Origin of the sequence: Pseudomonas sp. JDS08PS003 (genome assembly GCF_045013505.1) — a bacterium.
In the GTDB taxonomy this organism is placed as follows: Bacteria; Pseudomonadota; Gammaproteobacteria; order Pseudomonadales; family Pseudomonadaceae; genus Aquipseudomonas; species Aquipseudomonas protegens_B.
This window is the reverse complement of record NZ_CP120724.1, coordinates 3,253,007-3,278,014: the sequence shown is the minus strand read 5'-3', so window position 1 is coordinate 3,278,014 and position 25,008 is coordinate 3,253,007. Positions and strand designations below refer to the sequence as shown.

Here is a 25,008-nt window from a genome sequence, read left to right as displayed (position 1 = left end):
CCACTGTAGGAGCTGGCTTGCCAGCGAAAGCGATCTTGAGCTCAACCCCCGCCTCAAGCCCCTCTTCGCCGGCAAGCCGGCTCCTACGCAAGCAGAACAACAGCCGTTGCACCTGTAGGAGCTGGCTTGCCAGCGAAAGCGATCTTGAACTCAACCCTCGCCTCAAGGCCCTCTTGGCCGGCAAGCCGGCTGATACAGGGTGTTGCCATCACGGGTGCAGATAAGGCTGGGCTGTTGCCCGTTATACCGTTAACGTTCACGGCCCATCGGCTTTCATGGAAGACCCTTCATGCCTCGCTCCACAGCCGCCAGCGCGCCGCTGACCGCCAGACCCTTCTCCCTGGTTCCTCTGATGGCCGCCTACATGGCCTGCACCATGTCGATGATGGCCTTCGTCTCGCTGATCGGCCCGATCTCTCGGGCCCTGCATCTGCAAACCTGGCACGCCGGCGCCGCCGTCACCGTTTCCGGGGTGATCTGGATGCTCCTGGCACGCCCCTGGGGCCAGGCCAGCGACCGTTTCGGTCGACGCCGGGTGCTGTTGCTGGGCACCGCCGGCTTCACCCTCGCCTACTGGGCCCTGTGCCTGTTCATCGACCTGTCGCTGCAGTCGCTGCCGAGCGTCGCCATGGCCTTTCTCGGCCTGATGCTCGGCCGCGGCCTGATCGGCGCCTTCTATGCGGCGATCCCGGTGGGCGGCTTCGCCCTGATCGCCGATAACGTCGAGCCCCAGCATCGCGCCCGCGCCATGGCCACCCTGGGCGCCGCCAATGCCGTGGGCCTGGTACTGGGTCCCGCAGTGGCCGCCTTGCTGGCCCGCTACAGCCTGAGCCTGCCGTTCTACGCCATGGCGGTACTGCCGTTGCTGGCATTCCTGGTGCTGCGCTACCAACTGCCCCGCCAGGAACTGCACCTGGCCCAGGCCCCGACCCGAGTGCGCCTGGGCGACCCACGGCTGCGCCGGCCCATGGTGGTGGCCTTTGTTGCCATGCTGTGCGTGTCGATTGCCCAGATCACCGTCAGCTTCTATGCCCTGGACCGGCTGCGCATGAGCCCCGCCGATGCCGCCCAGACGGCCGGGGTGGCCCTGGCCATGGTCGGCGTGGCGCTGATCTGCGCGCAGTTGGTGGTGCGCAAGCTGGAATGGCCGCCGCTACGGATGATCCGCTACGGCGCTCTGCTCTCGGCGCTGGGCTATGCCGGCAGCATGCTGGTGGACAGCGCCTGGGGCCTGTGGCTGGCGTTCTTTGTCTCGGCGGCGGGCATGGGTGGAGTGTTTCCATCGTTCTCGGCCCTGGCGGCGAATGCCGTAAAGGCCTCGGAACAGGGCGCGACTGCCGGCAGCATCGGCGCCGCCCAGGGCCTGGGCGTGGTCATCGGGCCCATGGCCGGCAGCCTGATCTACGCCATCGAACCGCGCCTGCCCTACCTGCTGGCGGCGGTGCTGCTGGTGCTGATCGCCATCTGGCCAAACCCTCAGCCCAAAGACCTGTAGCCACTGCCGCAGGCTGCGACAGGCCCCTAAGGGGCCTCATGGCTCGCAGCCGATCCAGGCAGCAGTTCAGGGCAGCGGTTTACAGCATGCGATAGAGCAGACGCTCGATGCGCACACGGCTGACCCGGCGCAGGAACTTGCCCACTGCCTCGGGGTAGTCCACCAGGCTGTCCAGGTACTGGAAATGCTCGATACGCCGGGTATGCCGGTAGATCTCGGCCTGTTCGGCGCTGCGCGCCTGCAGCAACTCGCCCTTGGGGTCGTCCAGCAACAGGGCGTTCTCCAGGTCCAGGCGGAAGGCCCGGGGATTGAGGTTGTTGCCGGTGAGCAAGGTGTAGCGTTCATCCACCCACATGCCCTTGAGGTGATAGGTGTTGTCGCCATCACGCCACAGGTGCAGGTTCAGCAGGCCACTGTCGATGACTTTCTGGTGACGCTTGGCAAAGCGTCGCAGGCTGATCTCGTACAGGTAAGGCAGGGCCGCGATGACCTTGAACGGCTCGCTGGGCGGGATGTAGAAGTCGTTGGCGGTCTTGTCGCCGACAATGATGTCGATCTTCACCCCGCGCTCCAGGGCCCGGTTGATTTCCCGGGTCACCATCAAGGGCAGGTTGAAATACGGGGTGCAAATGGTCAGTTGCTGCTGGGCCCCGGCGATCAGCTCGCAGATCACCCGGTTCAGCGGGTTGCCCTTGCCGACCCCGAGCAACGGACTGACCGACAGCCCGCTCTTGTCCAGGCCACCGGCGGTGGTGTCATAGGTGGCGTGCTTGAGGCGACTGCGCAGGTCGCCGATGTCGTTGCGCAGGCTACGGGTGGTCGGCAGGTTCGGCAGGTCCAGGCGATGGACCGCCCGCGACTCCACCAGACCATGCTGCACCAGATGGTGCATGGAGTCGGCCAGGGCGCGGTTGTGCAGCAGGTGGTAACGGTCGAATCGGTACTTGTCGAACTTGTGCAAGTACACGTTGTTCAGGCTGGCGCCGCTGTAGAGTACGCAATCGTCGATCACGAAGCCCTTGAGGTGCAGGACCCCGAACAGCTCCCGGGTCTGCACCGGCACGCCGTAGATCGGCACTTCGCTGGCGTGGGTACGGGTCATTTCCTGATACCAGGCCGAGTTGCCCGGCTGCTTGCCGGCACCGATCAGGCCGCGCTGGGCCCGCAGCCAGTCCACCACCACAACCACCTCGAGTTCCGGTCGGGCGGCCTTGGCGGCATGCAGGGCATCGAGGATTTCCTGACCGGCTTCATCCTGCTGCAGGTACAGCGCGACGATATAGATGCGCCGGCTGGCCTGGGCAATTTGCTCCAGCAGAGTGCGACGAAATTCCGCAGCGCCAGTCAGAGTGGTGAAGGCTTCGGCAGCCAGGGGGAAGCTGCGCAGTTTGGGCAGCAAGGAACGTTTGAAAAGCGACGGCATAGGGCTCGCAGTGGCTCAAATCCAAAGAGCGCAAGAGCTTACACCATGGAACAGGCTGAGTCCCCTGTCAGCCCACTCTGGAGTAACCGGCTGGCTGGCGAAAAGCACCTTGAGTCTTGCGTTGCCCTGGAAATCACCTTGGCCGGCAAGCCAGCACCTACGAGAAATACCGCTGAATATAAAAATCCGAACAACAGGATTGACCAAGGAGAACGATCGTTCTACTCTTTGCCCCATGAACGAAATCACTCCCTCTGAAACACGCGACATCATCCTCGACGTCACCGAGAAGCTGATCTACAAGAGCGGCATTGCCGCCACGGGCATGGATCTGTTGGTGAAGACCGCCGGGGTATCGAGAAAGAGCGTCTATCGCTATTTCAGCAACAAGGACGAACTGGTGGTAGCCGCCCTGGAACGTCGCGACCAGCGCTGGATGCACTGGTACAGGACCGAAGTGAGCAAGGCCGAAGGTACTGCCCAGCGATTGCTGGCGCTGTTCAGCGTACTCAAGGACTGGTTCGGGTCTGAAGGTTTCCGCGGCTGCGCCTTTATCAACACCAGCGGCGAGACCGGCGATGCTCAGGATCCGGTGCGCCAGGTGGCGAAACAACATAAACAGAAACTGCTCGACTACGTGACCGAGCTTTGCCAGGAACATGGCGTGCAACATCCCGAGGAACGGGCAGCGCAACTGCTGATCCTGATCGATGGCGCCATTACCGTTGCCCTTGTCATGGGCGATCACAGTGCTGCTGATAATGCGCAATGCATGGCGCGAAAGTTATTGGACCTCTGATTGTTTTAAACAAGAGCAACTTCTTTGTTTGAACAGCAACTTTCATTGGAGACAGATCATGTCGTCTAACGCTCAAGTGCGCCCGCCTCTTCCGCCTTTCACTCGCGAGTCGGCGATTGAAAAGATCCGGCTGGCCGAAGATGGCTGGAACTCCCGGGACCCGGAGCGGGTATCCCTGGCGTATACCCTGGATACCCAATGGCGCAACCGCGCCGAGTTCGCCCACAACCGCGAAGAAGCCAAGGCCTTCCTCGCCCGCAAATGGGCCAAGGAACTGGATTACCGCCTGATCAAGGAGCTCTGGGCTTTTACCGACAACCGCATCGCCGTGCGCTACGCCTATGAATGGCATGACGACTCGGGCAACTGGTACCGCTCCTACGGCAATGAGAACTGGGAGTTCGACGAGCAGGGACTGATGGCCCGGCGTTTTGCCTGCGTCAACGACATGCCGATCAAGGAAACCGAGCGCAAATTCCACTGGCCCCTGGGCCGGCGCCCGGATGATCATCCGGGCCTCAGTGACCTGGGCCTGTAACCCACCCGCCCCACCGTAGTGGCTGGCTTGCCAGCGAAGGCGTCCTCGAGGGCGATGCAAGGCTTGCCGGCCTCTTCGCCGGCAAGCCGGCTCCTACATGGAATTCGTCTGCCTGCCTGTAGGAGCTGGCTTGCCAGCGAAAGCGTCTTCGAGGGCGATGCAAGGCTTGCGGGCCTCTTCGCCGGCAAGCCGGCTCCTACATGGAATTCGTCTGTCTGCCTGTAGGAGCTGGCTTGCCAGCGAAGGCGTCCTTGAGGGCGATGCAAGGCTTGTGGGCTTCTTCGCCGGCAAGCCGGCTCCTACATGGAATTCGTCTGTCTGCCTGTAGGAGCTGGCTTGCCAGCGAAGGCGTCCTTGAGGGCGATGCAAGGCTTGTGGGCTTCTTCGCCGGCAAGCAACGCGCCGTTCAAGCCGCGGCGTCTTGCTCCTTGAGCCGGGCCTGGGCTTCCAGTTCGCGCACCAAGGGCAGTACGCGCTTGCCGAAATACTCCACCTCTTCCTGGAAATGCAGGAAGCCCGCCAGGACCAGGTCCACCCCCACTGCCTTCAAGTCGACAATCCGTTGGGCAATCTGCTGCGGGGTGCCGATCAGGTTGGTCTTGAAGCCGTCGTTGTATTGCACCAGATCCTCGAAGCTGGACTTGGCCCAGTTGCCCTCACCCTCCGGTGAGGCCTTGCCGGCCTGCTTGGCCGCATCGCCAAAGGCATTCACCGCCTCCGGATCGGCCTTGTCGATGATTTCTGCCAGCACCGCCCGGGCTTCTTCCTCGGTATCCCGGGCGATCACAAAGGCATTCACCCCAACTTTCACCGAATGCTGGTTGGCAGCGGCCTTGGCACGGATATCGTCAACCTGGGCCTTGATGCCCTCCACGCTGTTGCCATTGGTGAAGTACCAGTCCGACACCCTGGCGGCCATGTCCCGGGCCGCCCGCGAGCTGCCGCCCTGGAAGATTTCCGGTTGCCCCAGGGGCTTGGGTTTGAGGCTGTAGTGGTCGAAGCGATAGAAGTCACCCTTGAAGGTGAAGTGGTCCTGACTCCAGATCCCGCGCAGGGACCGGATGAACTCCTCGGAGCGGCGATAGCGCTCATCGTGTTCGAGCCAGTGCTCACCGATGGCCTGGAACTCACCCTTGAACCAGCCGCTGACAATGTTCACCGCGATGCGGCCATTAGTCAGTTGATCGATGGTCGCCAGCTGCTTGGCCGCCAGGGCGGGTTGCCAGGGCCCGGGCAGGATCGCTGCGATCACCTTGAGCTTGTCGGTAGCCGCCAACAACGCGTGACTGAAGGCCACCGATTCATGCTGGTATTCGGCGCCGTAGCCGGCGGTGAAGCGGATCTGCGTCAGGGCATATTCAAAGCCCGCCGCTTCGGCGATCTGCGCCAGCTTACGGTTGTAGTCGATGCCCCAGTGGGTGCGCTGTTCGATCTTGCTCACCACCAGCCCGCCGCTGACGTTAGGCACCCAATAAGCAAATTTGACGGCTTGCTGACTCATGGTTCGGTCCTCGGGACAGGTAAAGGTGCAAGGACCAGAGCAGCAAGCGTGCCAGCGCCCGGCACCCTCGGCGCAAACCTCGCACCGACGGCTGGGCAAGGTACTGGCCGGCAGCGCTGGGCCGGGCTCGCAGCCGCTTGCCGGGGTCGCAAGGGTTGCCTCCCTGCCCCCCGCGAGCGCCGCTTGCAACAGCGGTTACAGGGGGCTCGAAAACTCCGCAATCAGGCGATTTGTTGATGAACTGTTGCCCGGACAACAGTTGCCAGACGCTCGCCCCCGCCCATGCCCAGGCAAACCGGCACTCGGGACTTCGGCATGCTGTGTGCAATCAGCCTCGGCACTGACTGTTTTTTCTGCCGACTGTTTTTATGCCGACCCCAGGAGCAACACCATGACCGAACATCAGGTAATCAATCCGCTGTCCGTAGGCGTCGACTACGAGGCCCTGGCCGAACGGTTCCGGCCGATCTTCCAGAAGATCGCCGCCGGTGCCGTGGAGCGCGAGCACAGCCGCAGCCTGCCCTATGAACCTATCCAGTGGCTCAAGGAGTCGGGGTTCGGCGCGCTGCGGGTGCCGGTGGAATACGGCGGCGGCGGCGCCTCCCTGCCCCAATTGTTTCAACTGCTGATCGAGCTGGCCGAAGCCGATGCCAATGTGCCCCAGGCCTTGCGCGGGCACTTCGCCTTTGCCGAGGATCGCCTCAATGCTCCCCCCGGCCCGGCCCGGGACCTGTGGTTCAAGCGCTTTGTCGAGGGCGATATCGTCGGCTGCGCCTGGACTGAAATCGGCGCGGTGGAGATTGGCCAGGTCATTACCAAGGTGACGCCGGACGGCGAAAAATGGCGCCTCAACGGCGAGAAGTTCTACAGCACCGGCAGCATTTTTTCCGACTGGATCGATGTCTACGCCCAGCGCAGCGATACCGGCGGCGATGTGATCGCCGCCGTTCGTACTCGCCAGAGCGGCATCCAGCAGAGCGATGACTGGGACGGTTTCGGCCAACGCACCACCGGCAGTGGCACTTCGCGTTTTACCGACGCCGAAGTGGAGGCCGAGAACCTCATCGACTTCGCCACCCGCTTCAAGTACCAGACCGCGTTCTACCAACTGGTGCTGCTGGCGACCCTGGCCGGGATCGGCCGCGCTGCGCTACGCGACGTGGCTCACGAAGTGCGGGTGCGCAAGCGCATCTACAGCCATGGCAACGCGCAGCAGGTCAGTGCCGACGCCCAGGTGCAGCAGGTGGTGGGCGAGATTGCGGCTCTGGTGTATGCCGCCGAGGCGGCGACTGTACGAGCTGCGGCGCCGGCGCAACGGGCATACCTGGCACGCTTTGCCGGCGATGAGGTGCAGGAGCGTGAAGCCAATGTGGCCGCGGAAATCGAATCGGCCACAGCCCAGGTCGCGGTGACTGAACTGATCCAGCGCGCCACCAGCGAACTGTTCAATGCCCTGGGGGCTTCGGACATACGCCAGGGCAAGGCCCTGGACCGGCATTGGCGCAATGCGCGGACCGTGTCGTCGCACAACCCGGTGATCTACAAGGCACGGATTGTCGGTGACTGGCGTATCAACGGCAGCGAACCGCCTTTTGTCTGGCAGATCGGCAACGGCCCCCGGCGCTGACCTCAGGCCCGGCTCCTGCAATGAATCTGCGCTGTACCGTTCTGTAGGAGCTGGCTTGCCAGCGAAGGCGTTTTCCGCACGGGCGCTCGGCTCAAGCGGCATCAGACCAAGGTCGAGGCGGTCGCGCAGCGGGCGGGGTTACGGGTAAGATGGCGGTCTTTCGCGCAGCCCCCTTTGCGCTTCCCGCCGAACAATAAGCCGAATCCATGCCTTTCGAACTCAGCGTAGACCTGACCACCCTCGCCATTCTCGCCCTCGTGGCTTTCGTCGCCGGTTTCATCGACGCCATCGCCGGCGGCGGCGGGCTGCTCACCACTCCGGCCCTGCTGACCGCCGGACTGCCGCCGCACTTGGTGCTGGGCACCAACAAGCTCAGTTCGACCTTCGGTTCCGCCACTGCCAGCTTCACCTTCTATCGCCGCAAGCTGTTCCACCCCCGGCAATGGACACACGCCATTGTCGGCACGCTGGTGGGGGCACTGACCGGGGCCATCGTCGCCCATTACCTGCCGGCGGAATGGCTGAACAAGATGCTCCCGGTGATCGTCTTCGCCTGTGGCCTGTACCTGCTGTTCGGTGGCACCCCCAAGGCTCCCCTGGACAGCGATGCACCGATCAAGAAGAAGTGGCAATCGAGCCAGGGCTTCAGCCTGGGCTTCTACGACGGCGTGGCCGGGCCGGGTACCGGAGCGTTCTGGACCGTAAGCAGCCTGCTGCTCTACCCCATCGACCTGGTCAAGGCCAGCGGTGTGGCCCGCAGCATGAACTTCGTCAGCAACATTGCGGCGCTGTCGGTGTTCGTGTTCTCCGGGCAGGTGGACTGGATCATCGGCCTGAGCATGGGCCTGTCGGTGATGGTCGGGGCGTTCTTCGGCGCACGCACCGCCATCAGCGGTGGTGCCAAGTTCATTCGCCCGGTGTTCATCACCGTGGTCCTGGGGTTGACGGTGCGCCTAGCCTGGCAGCACTGGTTCAGCGTGACCTAAGCGGCGCGCCACGTAGAGGTCGATCAGGTAGCGGGCAATCGAGCGCGAGGCCGGCAACGGCGGCAGTGCGTGCACGTTGAACCACTGGGCATCCTCGATCTCGTCCTCCTGGGGGATGATCTCGCCGCCGGCGTATTCGGCATGGAAGCCCAGCATCATCGAGTGCGGGAACGGCCAGCACTGACTGCCCACGTACTGGATGTTCCTGACCTCGATGCTCACCTCCTCCCGCACTTCGCGGATCAGGCAATCCTCCGCCGACTCGCCCGGCTCGGCAAAACCCGCCAGGGTGCTGTAGACCCCGGTGACGAAGCGCGGTGAACGGGCCAGGAGAATCTCGTCGCCCCGGGTGATTAGTACGATCATGCTTGGTGAAATGCGCGGATAGGCCCGCAGATCGCAGGGTTCGCAATACATCGCTCGCTCCCCCGGCACTTGCACCATGGCCCGACCGCAACTGCCACAGAAACGATGCTCCCGGGCCCAGGTGCCGATCTGTGCGGCATAGCCCAGCACCTTGTACAGGGTGTGATCGCCCTCCAGCATGAAGGCCCGCAGGCCTTTCCAGCCGCAGCCCGGCACCTCGGCGCGGCCACTCAGCTCCAGCAGGTACACCGGCTCACCATCGAGGTGGCCAATGCCGTGCTCGGCCAGCAGCGGCAGGTCCTGGCCCTTGAGCCAGTGCCGGGGAAACAGCGCGCCGTTGTCGTCATAGAGAAAACCGTCCGGGCCGCGTGCCACGGCCCAGCCGCCGGGAAGTTCGGTATCCAGTACTGCGGTGGTCCAGCGTGCAATCATCTTCAATCAATCCAGAAATTCGGGTTTCTGTTTGCTCATATGGGCGGCGATGGCCACACGCAAGTCGTTGGACTGCAGCATGGCGGCGTTCCAGGTAGCGACATATTCCAGGCCGTCATCGATCCGGTGGTCGCGCATGTAGCTGAGCATTTCCTTGGTTCCGCTGATCGCGATCGGCGATTTGGCGGCAATCTCCCGGGCAATCTCCATGACCCCGTCCAGCAGGCTGGAGGCGTCACTGTAAGTGCGATTGACCAGGCCGATGCTGCGCGCTTCCTCGGCACCGAAGGTGCGCCCAGTGTAGGCCAGCTCACGCAGCATGCCGTCGCCGATGATACGTGGCAAACGTTGCAATGTGCCGACATCCGCCGCCATGCCGATATCGATTTCCTTGATGGAGAACTGGGCATCGTCAGCGGCATAGCGCATGTCGCAGGCACTGATCAGGTCGATGGCGCCCCCCAGGCAGTAGCCCTGGATCGCCGCCAGCACCGGCTTGCGGCAGTTGTCCACGGCAGTGAAGGAGGATTGCAGCTGGAGAATCTTGCGCCGCAGCAGACGGGCGTTACGGCCCACATCCTTGCCCAGTTCGTTGGCCACGCCGGCCAGCAGCATCAGGTCGATGCCCGAAGAGAAATGCTTGCCGGCGCCGCTGAGCACCACCACCCGCACCGCATCGGTGTCATCGATCCAGCGGAAGATCTCGACGATCTCGCTCCAGAACGCGGCGTTCATGGCATTGATCTTTTCCGGACGATTGATCTGCACATGGGCGATGTTGTCAGCGAGTTCGACGCGAAAGGCTTGGTATTCGGACATGGCAGTGATCCTTTACTGGGCGAAAAATGAGGGCCGAACTATAGCAAGTGGCGGCGCCGCCCCGTAAGGCAGCGCATTGGCCAAAAGCGGGACTGGAGCACCGGTCCCGGCGGGAGCCGGCTGGCGGGCGCACAGGGCCCTGGTCCTTTGCCGGATTGAGGGCCTCTTCGCCGGCAAGCCGGCTCCTACGGGTCAGGCCACAAGCTCGGAGGGAAACTGTAGGAGCTGGCTTGCCAGCGAAGACATCCGCAGGTTCGGTGCAAGACTCAAGGGCCTCTTCGTCGACAAGCCGGCTCCTACGGGCGTGTGCCGTGGATTCAGGCCCTGGGCGGGGGCGGCAGGCTCAGACGGAAGCGCGCGCCGCCCAGTGGCGAGGCCTCGACCGTCAGGGTGCCGTCCTGGGCTTCCAGGGCGCGGCGGCTGATGGCCAGGCCCAGGCCAAAACCACCCGTGGCACGATCGCGGCTGCGGTCCAGGCGATAGAAAGGCTCGAACACCCGTTCGCGCTCATCATCGGGAATGCCGATGCCGTCGTCGTCGACCCAGATTTCACAACCCTGCTCGCTCACCAGCACGCCCACCTGAATGCGCTTCTCGCAGTAACGGGTGGCATTGCGCAGCAGGTTCTGCAGGGCACGGGCGGTCAGCCGCGGGTCCAGGGTGAAACGCTCCAGGGCGCCGTGCAGCAGGACATCGATGACAATGTCCGATTCCAGTTCATCGTCGACGCTGCCGAGGATGCTGTCGATGAACTCGTCCAGGGACACTTCGATCTGCTCCGGCAGGCAGGCCGGGTTCTGCAGACGGCTGTAGGACAGCAGTTCCAGCACCAGTTCATCCAGTTCACGAATATGCGCCACCAGCCCCTGCAGACGCTCGCGGCTGGCGGCAGGCAAGTCGTCGGAGAGCACCAGGGCCAGGCCGAAATCCAGTCGGGTCAACGGCGTGCGCAACTCGTGGGACACCGCATTGAGCAAGTCCCGCTGCTGGTTGAGGAGTTTCTCGATATCCCCGGCCATGGTGTCGAACACATGGGCCAGGCTACCGATGTTGGAGCTGCCGGGCAGTTGCGTGCGCTCACTCAAGTGACCCTTGCCGAAGCGTTCGGCGGTGCGCTTCAAGCGCTCCAGGTCACGCCAGTGGGGCCTGACCCAAAGCAGCAGGCAGGCCAGCAGCACCGCGACGATCAGCACGTTGATGCTCCAGTACAGCAGGTTGACGTCCAGGGGGTCCGGGGGCACCACCAGCTTCACGGCCAGCTGGTCATCCAGCGGCGACACCGCCAGGGTGCGCCAGCCCCAATCCCCCAGGCGCACGACCTTCTCGCCACGTTCCAGGCGCTCACGCTCGTAAAGGCTGAAGTCCGGGTCGTCGATACGCACCAGGGCCACCTGCAGCGGGTGGAACTCCTCGTCCATTTCCTTGACCAGGGTCGGCCACTGGGCCGGCGGCAAGGCGCGGAACTGCTTGACGATCAAGCTCTGGAGGCCCCGGGACTGATCCAGGTTGTAGTCCAGGAAACGCTCGTGGAAGACCTTGATCACCAGATCGGGAATCAGGTAGATCGCCGCACTGAAGGCGACGATGGTGATCAGGTACAGCCGGATCAGGATGCGCAGCATGGGGTCAGCATTCCCACTCGGAACGGCTGAACAGATAGCCCTTGCCCCACACGGTCTTGATCTTGCGCGCCTCGCCGGCGTGGTCGTCGAACTTGCGTCGCAGCTTGGAGATGGCCACGTCCACCGAGCGATCGGTGCCGTTGAACTCGATGCCCCGCAGGCGCTGAAGGATCTGATCGCGACTCAGCACTTCACCGGCATGTCGGGCCAGCACCACCAGCAGGTTGTACTCACCGCTGGACAGTTCCACCAACTGCTCGCGCCAGGTCACGGTGCGCTCGGAGAGGTCGATGCACAGGTTGCCCATGAGGATCTGGTCGCTGGCGGTCTGGGGTTCACTCAGGCTGCTGCGGCGCAACAAGGTTCGCACCCGCGCCAACAGCACTCGCGGTTCGCAAGGTTTTGTCACATAGTCGTCGGCGCCCATTTCCAGACCCAGGACCTGATCATGGCTATCATCGCGCGCGGTCAGCATCAGGATCGGCAAAGTCGCCGAGTCGGCGCGCAACAAACGGCAGACCTGCAAACCGTCCAGCCCCGGCAACATCAGGTCGAGGATCACCAGGTCCGGCGGATTGGCCTTGGCCCGCTCCCGCACCTGATCGCCACGACTGATCACACTGACTTGATAGCCATTGCGTTCCAGATAACTGGCAATCAGTTCCGAGAGCGCGGAGTCGTCTTCGACGAGAAGAATATTGGGCATGAGCTGAGGTCTTTATTGAAGAAATACAGAGTACCGGCGTTCCTTATAGAGCACCGGGCACAACCAGCAAGGCGCCAAGGATATACAACAGCGGCAGCCCGGGCGCGCCTGCTTCACACTTTTTCACACAGCACCTACACAGCTTCACAGCGGGCCTTGACCCATGCCCTTAGCATGCCGAGGTCATTATTGGGGTATCAGCATGTCGAATAAACTCTTTGCGCCACTCTGCCTGATGGTTCTGGCAGCGGCGCTGAGCGCCTGCGGCAAAACCGAAGGCGAACAGACACCACCGACCGCCAAGGTGCGGATCGAGACGATCCAGAGCCAGGCCCTGTCCATCACCAGCGAACTCAGCGGGCGCATCGCCGCACCGCGGATCGCCGAAGTCCGTGCCCGGGTGGCCGGGGTGGTGCTGCAACGGACCTTCCGCGAAGGCTCCGACGTCAAGCAGGGCGACGTGCTGTTCCGCATTGACCCGGCGCCGTTCAAGGCTGACCTGGACAGTGCCCAGGCCAGTCTGCGCAAGGCCGAGGCCACTGCCTTCCAGGCCCAGCTGCAGGAACAGCGCTATTCCAAGCTGATCGCCGACCAGGCCATCAGTGGCCAGGAATACGACAATGCCCGGGCCGCCGCACGCCAGGCCAGCGCCGACGTCGCCGCCAACCAGGCCGCGGTACAGCGGGCCAAGCTCAACCTCGGTTATGCCACGGTTACCGCGCCGATTTCCGGCCGCGTCGGCCGCGCCCTGGTGACCGAAGGCGCCCTGGTGGGTCAGAACGAAACCACGCCCCTGGCGCTGATCCAGCAACTGAACCCGATCCACGCCGACCTGACCCAGTCCACCCGTGAGCTCAATGAACTGCGCCGCGCCTTCCGGGCCGGACAGTTGCAACAGGTGGGCAAGGACCAGGCCAAGGCCACCCTGATCCAGGACGACGGCAGCCTCTATCCGTTGCCGGGCAAACTGCTGTTCGCCGATATCAGCGTCGATCCGGGCACCGGGCAGATCATCCTGCGCAGCGAGTTCCCCAACCCGGATCTCGACCTCTTGCCCGGCAGCTTCGTGCGCGTGCGCCTGGAGCAGGCGGTCAACCAGCAGGGCATCAGCGTGCCGCAGCGAGCCATCGCGCGTGACAGCGCCGGTATCGCCCAGGTGTTGCTGGTGAATGCCGAAAACCTTGTGGTGCAACACCCGGTGCAACTGGGTGGGGTACAGAAAGACCGCTGGATCGTGACCGAAGGGCTCAAGCCCGGTGATCGCATCATCGTCGAAGGTCTGCAGCACGCCCGTCCGGGCGAGCCAGTGGAAATCGACGACACTCCCCTTCCGCTCGCCCAGAATCCTGGCCAGTAGGTAGTACGACATGCCGCAATTCTTTATTGACCGCCCGGTATTCGCCTGGGTGGTCGCCTTCTTCATCCTGTTGGGTGGCGCCCTGGCGATTCCCCAACTGCCGGTGGCGCAGTACCCCACCGTGGCGCCGCCGCAGATCGAGATCTACGCGGTCTATCCGGGCGCCTCGGCGCAGACCCTGGACGAGTCGGTGGTCAGCCTGATCGAGCAGGAACTCAACGGTGCCGACCACCTGCTGTACTTCTCCTCCCAGAGCAGCCTGGGCAGCGCGACCATCACCGCCACTTTCCAGCCCGGCACCAACCCGGAGCTGGCCCAGGTGGACGTGCAAAACCGCCTCAAGGCGGTGGAGCCGCGCCTGCCCCAGGCCGTGACCCAGCAAGGCCTGCAGGTGGAGAAAGTCTCCGCCGGCTTCCTGCTGCTGATCACCCTGACCTCCAATGACGGGCGCCTCAACGATGTGGCCCTAAGCGACTACCTGGCGCGCAACGTGATGAACGAGATCCGCCGCGTGGACGGGGTCGGCAAGGCCCAGCTGTATGGCGCCGAGCGGGCCATGCGCATCTGGCTCGACCCGCAGAAGCTGATCGGTTTCAACCTGACCCCGGCGGACGTCAATGCTGCCATCAGCGCGCAGAACGCCCAGGTGCCGGCAGGCAGCATCGGCGATCTGCCCAATCCGTCCAGCCAGGAAATCACCGCCACCATCCTGGTCAAGGGCCAGCTGACCACCCCCGAAGAGTTCGCCGACATTGTCCTGCGGGCCAATCCCGACGGCTCCACGGTGCGCATCGGCGATGTGGCGCGGGTCGAAGTCGGCAGCCAGGAATACCAGTTCGGCACACGCCTGAACGGCAAGCCCTCCACCGCGGTCGGCGTGCAGCTGTCCCCCGGGGCCAACGCGCTGAATACCGCGACCCTGATCCGAGCGAAGATGGACGAGCTGTCGCGCTACTTCCCCGCCGGCGTGGAATACAAGATCCCCTATGACACCTCGCCCTTCGTCAAGGTCTCGATCACCAAAGTGATCTACACCCTGCTGGAAGCCATGGCCCTGGTGTTCCTGGTGATGTTCCTGTTCCTGCAGAACATCCGTTACACCCTGATCCCGACCCTGGTGGTGCCGGTGGCGCTGATGGGGACCTTCGCCACCATGCTGGCCCTGGGTTTCTCCATCAACGTGCTGACCATGTTCGGCATGGTGCTGGCCATCGGCATCCTGGTGGACGATGCCATTGTGGTAGTGGAGAACGTCGAGCGGATCATGGCCACCGAGGGCCTGTCGCCCAAGGAGGCCACGCGCAAGGCCATGAAGCAGATCACCGGGGCCATCATCGGCATCACCCTGGTGCTGGTCGCCGTGTTCATTCCCATGGCCTTCATGCCCGGTTCGGTGGGGGTGATCTACCAGCAGTTCTCGCTGTCCATGGCCACCTCGATCCTGTTCTCGGCGTTCCTCGCCCTGACCCTGACCCCGGCCCTGTGCGCCACCCTGCTCAAGCCCATTGCCAAGGGCGAGCACCATGAGCGCACAGGTTTCTTCGGCTGGTTCAACCGGCGTTTCGAAAGCCTGAGCAACCGCTACGAGGGTGGCGTGAGCTATGCCCTCAAACGCACCGGTCGCTACTTGCTGATCTACGCCGCACTGCTGGCGATCATGGCGCTGCTGTTCAGCCGCCTGCCCTCCTCGTTCCTGCCGGTGGAGGACCAGGGCTACACCATCACCGATATCCAGCTGCCACCCGGGGCCAGCCAGAACCGCACGATCAAGGTGGTGGAGCAGATCGAGGCACACAACGCCGGCGAACCGGGGGTGGGCGACAGCACTATCATCCTCGGCTTCAGCTTCTCCGGCAGTGGACAGAACGCCGCCCTGGCCTTCACCACCCTCAAGGACTGGTCGCAACGGGGCAGCGACGACTCGGCCATGGCCATCGCCGACCGCGCCAACGGCGCCCTGAGTGCGATCAAGGACGCCGTGGTGTACGCCGTACTGCCGCCGCCGATCGATGGCCTGGGCACCTCCAGCGGCTTCGAGTTCCGCCTGCAGGACCGTGGTGGCGTCGGCCACGCGGCCCTGATGCAAGCCCGAACCGAGCTGCTGAAGAATGCAGAGAAGAGCCCGATCCTGGCCAACGTCCGCGAGAGCGCCCTGGCCGAGGCACCCCAGGTACAGCTGGAAGTTGACCGCAAGCAGGCCAACGCCCTGGGCGTGTCCTTCGCCGACATTGGCAACCTGCTGTCCACCGCCCTGGGCTCGGCCTATATCAACGACTTCCCCAACCAGGGACGTATGCAGCGGGTGGTGGTCCAGGCTGAAGGCGATCAACGCAGCCAGGTCGAGGACCTGCTGCGGATGAACGTGCGCAACAGCGCCGGCAAGATGGTGCCGCTGTCAGCCTTCGTCCGCGCCACCTGGAGCCTGGGGCCGGCCCAGCTGACCCGCTACAACGGCTACCCGGCGATCGCCATTTCCGGCGAGCCGGCTCCGGGCCACAGCACCGGTGAAGCGATGCAGGAAGTCGAGCGCCTGGTGAGCCAATTGCCGGCCGGCCTGGGCCTGGAGTGGACCGGTCTGTCCTTGCAGGAACGCCTCTCGGGCAGTCAGGCGCCGCTGTTGCTGGGCCTGTCGCTGCTGATCGTGTTCCTGTGCCTGGCGGCGCTCTACGAGAGCTGGTCGATTCCGACCTCGGTGCTGCTGGTGGTGCCCCTCGGGGTGCTGGGTGCGGTGCTGGCGGTGAGCTTGCGCGGAATGCCCAACGACGTGTTCTTCAAGGTGGGCCTGATCACCATCATCGGCCTGTCGGCGAAGAACGCGATCCTGATCATCGAGTTCGCCAAGAGCCTGTACGACGAAGGCCACGACCTGATCGACGCCACGGTGCAGGCAGCACGCCTGCGTCTGCGACCGATCGTCATGACGTCCCTGGCCTTCATCCTCGGCGTGGTGCCCCTGGCCATTGCCACCGGTGCCAGTTCCGCCAGCCAGCAGGCCATCGGTACCGGCGTGATCGGCGGCATGATCACAGCGACCCTGGCGGTGATCTTCGTCCCGGTGTTCTTCGTTGTAGTCATGAAACTGGTAAGACGCGGTTCGTCCAAGAACTGAACCCAGGCACACGGGCCCCGGTTCCGGGGCCCGTTCCTTCCTTGCTTGCCACGCTGAATCCAGCCTCGAGCGTCAGTCCTGCAACAGGCTGGTCAAACGCTCACGAGAGGTCTCTGGCTCACCTTCGACAGGCTGCGCAGAAGACAGGATGGGGGTGGAATAGAGCAACAGCAGAACCACGGCCAGACGCATCACCATGCTATCGATCCTTGCTCGGGAAAGAGTCAATAATTCAGCGTCAAATTTAAACACATGGCTATGTGACACTACCAAGTAAAATTTGCCTGGTGTGTGGATTGCGTCGCAAACAGACAACGCAGCAACGACATCTCCCGCGCAGAAGCCGCTCGCGCGCGAACACCTCCCCTGCGCTGGAACTGACTGGCCTGGCGCAAGACTCAGGGGCCTCTTCGCCGGCAAGCCGGCTCCTACAGCCTGGCGATATCTCAGGCGGACCATAGGAGCTGGCTTGCCAGCGAAGGCGGCGTCATGGCCGATAGAAGGCCAGGGGCCCTTTCGCCGGCTGGCGCAATGCCGCCCGGCCGGCTATTACGGGTTCAGTGCTGGGCCTTATGGTCCAGGGCGGCGTAGAAGTTGGCGCTTTGTTGCAGGTATTTCTGGGTGTAGGTGTTGGTGGAGGATTTCTTCTGGCTGATTTCCACGTTGGCACTGGCTGGCAGAACCACGCTGGCGGAAATGGCTGAGGCTGCGATCACGGAGAAGAGATTGAAGTTCATCGGTATAACCCTCGGATTCAGTTGGCTTGCTTGCCCGTGTGGGCCGTGAAGCAAACTTACTCCCGAGGGTTGGCGGGAAAAAATTCTTTGCGGCAGTAGCCATTATCAGCGTCATTGATAGAAGCAGTCAGGCCCCGAACGACGGGGCCTGTGGCTTATTGACGCACCAGGAACTTGATGTCGCTGGGGGCTTCGAAGGGCAGTTTCTGCACCGTCTTGCCCAGGAAACCGGTCTTGGCGTCGCGTTCGATCACCACGATTTCATTGCTTTTCTGGTTGCCGATCAGCACGTAGCGGTTGCTCGGGTCCAGGCTGAACTCTCGGGGGTGATCGCCCTCCACGGAACGGCGCTGGATCTCCTTGAGCTGGCCATTGCTCTGATCGATGGCGAACACCAGCAACTGGTTGGCGGTGCCACGGTTGCTGACATAGAGGTACTGACCGTCCTTGGAGGCATGCAGGGCCGCAGCGGCCTTTTTCTCCCTGGAGCCGTTGGCCGCCAGATCCACCAGCTGACGCTGGGTCAGCTTGCCGTCCTGATAGTCGAAGACCGCCACCTGGGCGCTCATTTCCATGGTCAGGTAGGCATGTTTGCCATCGGCACTGAACAGCAAGTGGCGCGGACCGCTGCCCGCAGGCAACTGGACGAAGGCCGGGTCAGCCGGTACCAGCGGGTGCTCCGGATTGGCCTTGGGGTCATAGCGGTAGACAAAGATCTTGTCCGCCCCCAGGTCGTTGGCGAACACGAACCGGCCGTCCGGGGACGACACCGACGAATGCACGTGGGCCGACTGCTGGCGCTCGGGATCGACCCGGCTGGCCGGATGGCTGGTGAGTTGCACCACCGGCGACAGGTGACCGTCGGCGCTGACCGGCACCACCGCCAGGCTACCGCCCGGGTCCACATCCACCGAATAGTTGCTGACGAACAGGTAGTTGCCGTCGGCGCTCAGGCTGGAGTGAGTGGGCTCGTTGCCCTGGCTCTGTACCTGGTTGATCAGGTTCAGTTGATGGGTCTTGGGCGCCAGGCTGTAGCTGCTAACCCGACCGATGGGGTCAACCTGCCCCGGGCTGTTTTCATTCACCGCGAAGACGAATTTCTGGTCCTTGGACAGGGTCAGCCAGGACGGGTTGGAGCTCTTCACCACTTGCAGCGGCTTGGCATCGATCTGCCCGGTACGCTCGTTGAAATGCAGGCGATACAGGCCCTGACTCTGCCCCTGGGTGTAGGAGCCCACCAGCAGTTCCTGGGTATCCGCCGGAGCGGCCTGGACCGCCATGGCGCCGACACTGCCGGCCATCAACAGCGGCCAGAAATTACGCATCTTCATGCTCACTCTCCTCTTCGTCACGGGCACTGAACGCGCTCATGCATACCAGGCGGTGCTCACCGGAGTCACCGACCAGGGTCCAGCTCTGCAGCGCCTGATCAAAAGTCGCGGCCTGCACCTGGGCCAGGGTGAAGCTCCAGCGCTTGGCGGCGCGACCATCCATGCACTCGATCAGCAGGCGCTGCTCGTCGAGGGCGAAATCGAAGGCGTGCAGGCCGTCGATTTCCAGCATGTCGCAGGCTTCAAGGGCAGTGAGCAAGGTGTCGGTAGCAGCGGTCATAGCGATCAATCATCAATTGGAAAGGCGCAATGATAGCTGATTGGCGCAAGCGGGTTGGGCCAGCATTGCGCCGCGCAGGCGACTGTCCCAAGTACACCCTCCGCCGGGGCCGCCCGGTTCTTCAGCACCACCGGCTTTTCCCTCTGCACGCCGGGCATGAAAAAGCCGCACCCGAGGGTGCGGCTGGGTATTCACGCAACGGGATCAGTGAGCGAACAGCGAGTTGCCCTTCTGCCCCGCCAGCTTCTCCGGCTTGATCAGGAACCGCGCCAGAGCCGGCAGCAGCCACAGAGCGCCGAACATGTTCCACAGCAGCATGAAGGTCAGCATCAACCCCATGTCGGCCTGGAACTTGATCGCCGAGAAGATCCAGGTGCACACGCCGATGGCCAGGCACAGGCCGGTGAACAGCACCGCCTTACCGGTGGAACGCAGGGTCTGGTAGTAGGCCTCCTGCAATGGCAGTCCGGCCCGCAGGAAGCTTTCCAGGCGGCTGTAGATATAGATGCCGTAGTCGACACCGATCCCCACCCCCAGCGCTACCACCGGCAAGGTCGCGACCTTGACGCCGATACCCATGAAGGCCATCAGCGCGTTGCCCAGCACCGAAGTCAGCACCAGCGGCAGGACAATGCACAGGGTCGCCGCCCAGGAGCGGAAGGTGATCATGCACATGCCGGCCACACAGATGTACACCAGGATCAGGATGGTCAGCTCGGACTCCTTGATCACTTCGTTGGTGGCCGCCTCGATCCCGGCGTTACCGGCGGCGAGGATGAACTCCAGGCCGTCCTTGTTGTGTTCGGTGGCGAACTCCTGCACTGCATGTACCGCACGGTCCAGGGTCGCGGCCTTGTGGTCGTTGAGGAACACCAGCACCGGCGCCAGGGAGCAGTTGTTGTTGTACAGGCCGTCGGCCCGGGCGATGGAGTTGTTGAGCACGTCGGGGTTGCGCGACAGGGTTTCCCATTTCAGGTTGCCCTCGTTCATGCCCTTGATCATCTGCTTGGACACGGTCACCAGGGAGATCGCCGACTGCACGCCCTCGGTGTTCTGCATCTTCCACATCAGCTCGTCGATGGGGGCCATGGCTTCATAGCGCGAGCAGCCTTCGGACGCGGTCTTGACCATCACCACCAGCACGTCGGAGCTGGTGGAATAATTGCTGATGATGAAGTTGTTGTCCTTGTTGTAGCGCGAGTCGGGACGCAGCTCCGGTGCGCCCTGGTCGAGGTCGCCGATCTTCAGGTTCTGGCTGTACCAGAGGCCGCCGCCAAAGGCTACCAGGGCCAGGGCGATGGAGATCGGTGCCACTTTGGGACTGGCGAAGTTGGACAGCAGGCGCCAGAACGGATGCTCGCGGGACGCGTCCTTCTTGCTGCGCTCCACGGCGCGCTTGCTGATACCGACGTAGGAAATCGCTACCGGCAGCAGGATCAGGTTGGTGAACACGATCACCGCCACGCCGATGGAGGCACCGATGGCCAGCTCGCGGATCACCCCGATATCGATGATCAGCAAGGTGATGAAACCCACGGCGTCGGCGAGGATCGCGATCATCCCCGGCAGGAACAGTTGGCGGAAGGTACGCCGCGCCGCGGTCAGGGCGTTGTCGGCATCACTGGACTGCAGGGCGATACCGTTGATCTTCTGCACCCCGTGGGAGATGCCGATGGCGAAGATCAGGAACGGCACCAGCATCGAATACGGGTCCAGGCCAAAGCCGAAGGCGTGCATCAGCCCCAACTGCCAGACCACCGCCACCAGGGTGGTGATCAGCACCGCGATGGTGCTGCGGATGCACCAGGTGAACCAGTACAGCAGCACCAGGGTGATGATGAAGGCCACGCCGAAGAACATCACCACCATGATCAGGCCATCGATCAGGTCGCCGACCTTCTTGGCGAAGCCGACAATGTGGATCTTCACATTGGGGTTCTGCGCCTCGAACTTGTCGCGGATCTTCTCTTCCAGCTGGTGGGAGAACTTCTGGTAGTCCAGGGCCAGCAGCTTGCCCTGGTCCTGAGGGTCCGGGTAGGACTCCAGCAACGGGATGTCGACGATGCTGGATTTGAAATCGTTGGCCACCAGACGCCCGACCTGGCCGGACTTGAGGACGTTGTTGCGCAACTTGTCGAGGCTTTCGGCAGAGCCGTTGTAGCTCTGGGGGATCACCTCGCCACCGGCGAAGCCTTCTTCGGTCACCTCGGTCCAGCGCACGCTGGGGCTCCACAGCGACTTGAGCCCGGAGCGATCGACGCCGGAGATGTAGAACACCTCGTCGTTGATCTGCCGCAGGGTCTCCATGTACTCCTGGGTGAAGATGTCGCCGTCGCGGGCCTCCACCGAGATGCGCACGGTATTGCCCAGGTTGGCCAGGTCGTTGCGGTGCTCCATCATCCGTTCGATGAACGGGTGCTTGAGCGGGATCATCTTTTCGAAACTGGTGGACGGGCGGATCAGGGTTGCTTGCCAGAACAGGAAAGCGCTGACCAAGAGGCAGATGAAGATCACTGCCGGGCGGTTGTTGAAAATCAGGCGTTCGAGAAAGTTCGCCTTGTCCTGGTGATGACTGCTCATGGAATTCCCCACCTTCTTATTATGTGCCCGGCTTATTTGCCGACTTCAGCGCCGGTTGCCGCAGAGACCCGTACCCCGCCCTGCCCGGCCAGGATCAGGTTGCCATTGCCGGCAGCGGCCACCGACGACAGCGAGATGCGGTCCTGGCGGTTGAACACGCTGAACGTCTGGCCGTGATCGCTGCTGCGGATCACGCTGCCGCCGTTGCCGACAATCACCAACGAGCCGTCATCGAGCAAGGTGGCACCGGACAGACCGAACTCCAGGGCGCCGCGGGCAGCGTTCAACTCCACCTGCTCCCAGGTGCTGCCGAAATCCGTGGAACGATAGAGATTGCCCCGCAGGCCGTAGACCAGCAGGGTCGCCGGCTGGCCGGTAGCGATCACGCCGAACAGCGAGCCTTCATAGGGGCCTTCGAGGCGCTCCCAGGTCTGCCCGTCATCGGTGGAGCGGAACATGCTGCCCTGCTCGCCGACGATGAACAACCCGGAACCCTTGACCTCGGCAATGGCGTTGAGGTGGAACTGGTCTTCGTTGTCCAGGCGGTCGCTGACATCCTCCCAGTGCTGGCCAGCGTCGGTGGTTTCCAGCAAGGCACCATAGGCACCGACGGCGAAGCCGCTGCGGGTGTCCTTGAACCACACATCGAGCAAGGGCGCTTCACGCTTGAGGTCCTGGAACTGCTGGCTCCAGGTGACGCCGCCATCGGTGCTGGCCAGGACCTGGGCATCATGCCCCACCGCCCAGCCGTGCTGGTCATCGACGAAATACACCGCGGTCAGCAACTGCCGGGTCGGCACCTTGGCCTGGACCCAGGATGCTCCCTGATCGTCGGAATAGAGAATGTGCCCGCGATCGCCCACCGCGACCAGGCGCTTGCCGGCGTGGACTACATCGAGCATCAGGCTTTTCGCCGCCTTGGGCGATTCGATGGAATAGACAGTATCCGCTGCGGTGGCAGCGGCCAGTACCGGTGTCGACAGCGTCACGACACCCAACAGCGAGAGCGCTGTAGCCAGCAATGCGAACGTGCGCAGTGCCGGCGGGCGGCCAACAACCACACCCATGACAGGCTCACTCATAGACCATTCCCCCATTATTATTGTCAGGTCACTTGACCTCTCAGGGCGCCTTCAGGGGTTTGCGATGCCTGGATCGATCGCGACGATCGTCCTGAAACCTGCAATCTAGAGCCCCTTCGGCTGCGGGCTATCCTATCGGGCTTTCGAAAGGTCTGACAATCAACGCCACGTTATCTTTTGTTAATCACCGCCCACAGCGAAGCCCCTGAATGCCCGGGCATTCGCTGGGCTGATCGATACTCGTATGCAGCGGGCCGTGAGTCGTTGAGACGGGTACGAAAACCTCGCCGATTTAGCTGAATGCCGCCGGCACACGACCAAAGACTGATCCAGGGCATAGGCCGCCGCTACCCGCCGTTGACTATGATGAGCGGCGTGGGTGGCGAGCCCGATGACCTTCAGGAGTGACGCATGATTGCCATACGCGAGGCGTGGAAGGCTGGCCTGCTCGGCCCCCGGCACTGGGGCCGCAATCTGGTGGCCGGGGTCATTGTCGGCGTGGTGGCGCTGCCCCTGGCCATGGCGTTTGCCATTGCCTCCGGGGTCAAGCCGGAACAGGGCATCTACACCGCCATCGTCGGTGGCCTGCTGGTGTCGCTGTTCGGCGGCAGCCGCTTGCAGATCGCCGGACCCACCGGGGCCTTTATCGTGATTCTCGCCGGGGTCACCGCCAAGTACGGAGTCGACGGCCTGCAACTGGCCACCATGATGGCCGGGATCATCCTGTTCCTGCTGGGCATCAGCCGCCTGGGCGCCTTGATCAAGTTCATTCCCGACCCGGTGATTCTCGGCTTCACCGCCGGGATCGGCGTGATCATCTGGGTCAGCCAGTGGAAAGACTTCTTTGGCCTGCCCGCCGTCCAGGGCGAACACTTCCACCAGAAGCTCTGGCACCTGCTGCAAGCCCTGCCCGACCTGCATCTGGCCACCACCTTGCTGGCCCTGCTCAGCCTGGCGCTGCTGTTGTGGGTACCGAAAATCCCGGCGCTCAAGCGCCTGCCGGCGCCGCTGGTGGCCATGATCCTGGCCACCGCCTTGCAGTCACTGTTCCAGTTCCAGGGCGTGGCCACCATCGGCAGTGCCTTTGGCGGTATTCCCCAGGGCTTGCCGACCCTGCAACTGCCCGACATCAGCCTGCCACGAATACTCGACCTGATAGGCCCGGCCTTCGCCATCGCCATGCTCGGAGCCATCGAATCGCTGTTGTCGGCGGTGGTGGCCGACGGCATGGCCGGCACCCGCCATGACTCCAACCAGGAACTGATCGGCCAGGGCATCGCCAACCTGGCCACGCCGCTGTTTGGCGGGTTCGCCGCCACCGGCGCCATTGCCCGCACCGCCACCAACATCCGCAACGGCGGCAGCAGCCCGCTGGCCGGCATCACCCACGCCGCGGTGCTGGTGCTGATCATTCTGTTTCTTGCGCCACTGGCGGCAGATATCCCGTTATGCGCCCTGGCAGCGATCCTGTTCGTGGTGGCCTACAACATGAGTGAACTGCACCACTTCAAGCGCATGGTGCAACGTGCGCCCCGGGCGGATGTGGCGATCCTGCTGTGTACCTTTGTGTTGACGGTGTTCAGTGATCTGGTGATCGCGGTGAACATCGGAGTGATCCTGGCGATGCTGCATTTCCTGCGGCGCATGGCCTCCTCGGTGGAGGTGCAGCAGGTGGTGGGAGAGGATCTGGAAAACGAACTGCGCGACAAAGGGCGCGGGCACCTGCCACCGGGGGTGCTGATCTACACCATCGAAGGCCCTCTGTTCTTTGGCGCGGCAGAAACCTTTGAACGGGCCCTGGCCCAGACCCACAGCGATCCGAGGCTGCTGGTCATCCGCCTCAAGCATGTGCCGTTCATGGACATCACTGGGCTGCAGACCCTGGAGGAAGTGATAGGCCAGCTGCACAAGCGCAGCATCGTGGTGAAACTGTGCGAAGCCAACCTGAAGGTTCACGCCAAGCTTGAGCGAGTGGGCATCCTGCACGCCATTGGCGCGCAGAACTATCACCGCGACTTGAGCGAAGCGCTACAGAGCGAAATCCCCCCCGCCCCCACACCACCACCGTTCTCGTAGGAGCTGGCTTGCCAGCAAAGGCATGCCGAGGGCGGTGCAAGGCTTGAGGGCCTCTTCGCCGGCAAGCCGGCTCCTACACGGGATGCGCGGTGGTTTGGGCCACCGTAGGAGCTGGCTTGCCAGCGAAGGCGATGCCGGTGCG

20 protein-coding genes are annotated in these 25,008 nt (G+C 63.3%); 8 read left to right on the top strand and 12 right to left on the bottom strand.

The genetic code is table 11. The features are described 5' to 3' along the window. The first annotated feature begins 289 nt into the window (after positions 1–289). Positions 290–1,495: an MFS transporter gene (locus P7C00_RS15080; protein WP_346632804.1), complete on the top strand. Its 1,206-nt coding sequence runs from the start codon at positions 290–292 to the stop codon at positions 1,493–1,495. Between the two features lie 79 nt (positions 1,496–1,574). Here P7C00_RS15080 and pssA read toward each other — a convergent pair whose 3' ends face one another. Then, positions 1,575–2,918, bottom strand: coding sequence for a CDP-diacylglycerol--serine O-phosphatidyltransferase (gene pssA / locus P7C00_RS15075; RefSeq protein ID WP_346632803.1), 1,344 nt, complete (start codon positions 2,916–2,918; stop codon positions 1,575–1,577). Positions 2,919–3,153: 235 nt separating this feature from the next. On the opposite strand from pssA, the gene P7C00_RS15070 reads away from it, so the two are divergent. Further along, on the top strand, positions 3,154–3,717 hold the full coding sequence (locus P7C00_RS15070) for a TetR/AcrR family transcriptional regulator (RefSeq protein ID WP_346633058.1): 564 nt from the start codon (positions 3,154–3,156) through the stop codon (positions 3,715–3,717). A gap of 58 nt (positions 3,718–3,775) precedes the next feature. After that, entirely contained in the window at positions 3,776–4,255 is a 480-nt protein-coding gene (locus P7C00_RS15065) for a nuclear transport factor 2 family protein (protein ID WP_346632802.1), read from the top strand. Positions 4,256–4,661: 406 nt separating this feature from the next. On the opposite strand, the gene sfnG is transcribed toward P7C00_RS15065, so the two are convergent. Further along, entirely contained in the window at positions 4,662–5,756 is a 1,095-nt protein-coding gene (gene sfnG, locus P7C00_RS15060) for a dimethylsulfone monooxygenase SfnG (RefSeq protein ID WP_404939719.1), read from the bottom strand. A gap of 391 nt (positions 5,757–6,147) precedes the next feature. Here sfnG and P7C00_RS15055 point away from each other — a divergent pair, with 391 nt between their 5' ends. Together P7C00_RS15055 and P7C00_RS15050 are read left to right on the top strand one after the other, a co-directional pair. Beyond that, positions 6,148–7,383, top strand: a complete 1,236-nt coding sequence (locus P7C00_RS15055) for an acyl-CoA dehydrogenase family protein (RefSeq protein WP_346632800.1) — start codon at positions 6,148–6,150, stop codon at positions 7,381–7,383. A 206-nt stretch (positions 7,384–7,589) separates the two neighbouring features. Continuing rightward, positions 7,590–8,369, top strand: a complete 780-nt coding sequence (locus tag P7C00_RS15050) for a TSUP family transporter (protein ID WP_346632799.1) — start codon at positions 7,590–7,592, stop codon at positions 8,367–8,369. Here P7C00_RS15050 and nudC read toward each other — a convergent pair. The 4 genes from nudC to P7C00_RS15030 all read right to left on the bottom strand — a co-directional run bounded on the left by nudC (position 8,337) and on the right by P7C00_RS15030 (position 12,314). After that, on the bottom strand, positions 8,337–9,167 hold the full coding sequence (nudC, locus tag P7C00_RS15045; RefSeq protein ID WP_346632798.1) for an NAD(+) diphosphatase: 831 nt from the start codon (positions 9,165–9,167) through the stop codon (positions 8,337–8,339). The two genes, P7C00_RS15050 and nudC, sit on opposite strands and share 33 nt — an antisense overlap. Positions 9,168–9,173: 6 nt before the next feature. Beyond that, complete coding sequence (locus tag P7C00_RS15040) at positions 9,174–9,986, bottom strand: crotonase/enoyl-CoA hydratase family protein (protein WP_346632797.1); 813 nt, start codon at positions 9,984–9,986, stop codon at positions 9,174–9,176. Positions 9,987–10,303: 317 nt separating this feature from the next. After that, the gene (locus P7C00_RS15035) at positions 10,304–11,608 is read right to left on the bottom strand and encodes an ATP-binding protein (protein ID WP_346632795.1); all 1,305 of its coding nucleotides are present in this window, start codon (positions 11,606–11,608) and stop codon (positions 10,304–10,306) included. Between the two features lie 4 nt (positions 11,609–11,612). Further along, a complete protein-coding gene (locus tag P7C00_RS15030) occupies positions 11,613–12,314 on the bottom strand; it encodes a response regulator transcription factor (RefSeq protein WP_221808158.1) in 702 nt (233 codons plus the stop codon). Positions 12,315–12,516: 202 nt separating this feature from the next. On the opposite strand from P7C00_RS15030, the gene P7C00_RS15025 reads away from it, so the two are divergent. Both P7C00_RS15025 and P7C00_RS15020 read left to right on the top strand, forming a co-directional pair. Next, positions 12,517–13,671 (top strand): efflux RND transporter periplasmic adaptor subunit, encoded by a 1,155-nt coding sequence (locus P7C00_RS15025; protein WP_404939717.1) that lies wholly within the window; start codon positions 12,517–12,519, stop codon positions 13,669–13,671. Between the two features lie 10 nt (positions 13,672–13,681). Next, positions 13,682–16,780 (top strand): efflux RND transporter permease subunit, encoded by a 3,099-nt coding sequence (locus tag P7C00_RS15020; protein ID WP_346632793.1) that lies wholly within the window; start codon positions 13,682–13,684, stop codon positions 16,778–16,780. Positions 16,781–16,852: 72 nt separating this feature from the next. On the opposite strand, the gene P7C00_RS15015 is transcribed toward P7C00_RS15020, so the two are convergent. From P7C00_RS15015 to P7C00_RS14990, 6 genes are all read right to left on the bottom strand, one after another. After that, positions 16,853–16,978: a hypothetical protein gene (locus P7C00_RS15015; RefSeq protein WP_256674552.1), complete on the bottom strand. Its 126-nt coding sequence runs from the start codon at positions 16,976–16,978 to the stop codon at positions 16,853–16,855. Between the two features lie 359 nt (positions 16,979–17,337). Further along, a complete protein-coding gene (locus tag P7C00_RS15010) occupies positions 17,338–17,517 on the bottom strand; it encodes a hypothetical protein (RefSeq protein WP_123727238.1) in 180 nt (59 codons plus the stop codon). Positions 17,518–17,672: 155 nt separating this feature from the next. Then, entirely contained in the window at positions 17,673–18,848 is a 1,176-nt protein-coding gene (locus P7C00_RS15005) for a lactonase family protein (RefSeq protein ID WP_346632788.1), read from the bottom strand. Next, a complete protein-coding gene (locus P7C00_RS15000) occupies positions 18,835–19,128 on the bottom strand; it encodes a DUF5629 family protein (protein ID WP_346632787.1) in 294 nt (97 codons plus the stop codon). The genes P7C00_RS15005 and P7C00_RS15000 overlap by 14 nt, the downstream gene beginning before the upstream one ends. Positions 19,129–19,332: 204 nt before the next feature. Continuing rightward, a complete protein-coding gene (locus tag P7C00_RS14995; protein ID WP_346632786.1) occupies positions 19,333–21,708 on the bottom strand; it encodes an RND family transporter in 2,376 nt (791 codons plus the stop codon). 32 nt (positions 21,709–21,740) lie between these two features. Next, positions 21,741–22,790 carry a YCF48-related protein gene (locus P7C00_RS14990; protein WP_346632785.1) on the bottom strand — a complete coding sequence of 350 codons (1,050 nt, stop codon included), beginning with the start codon at positions 22,788–22,790 and terminating at the stop codon, positions 21,741–21,743. A 411-nt stretch (positions 22,791–23,201) separates the two neighbouring features. On the opposite strand from P7C00_RS14990, the gene P7C00_RS14985 reads away from it, so the two are divergent. Then, positions 23,202–24,866, top strand: coding sequence for a SulP family inorganic anion transporter (locus P7C00_RS14985; RefSeq protein WP_404939715.1), 1,665 nt, complete (start codon positions 23,202–23,204; stop codon positions 24,864–24,866). Positions 24,867–25,008 lie beyond the last annotated feature (142 nt).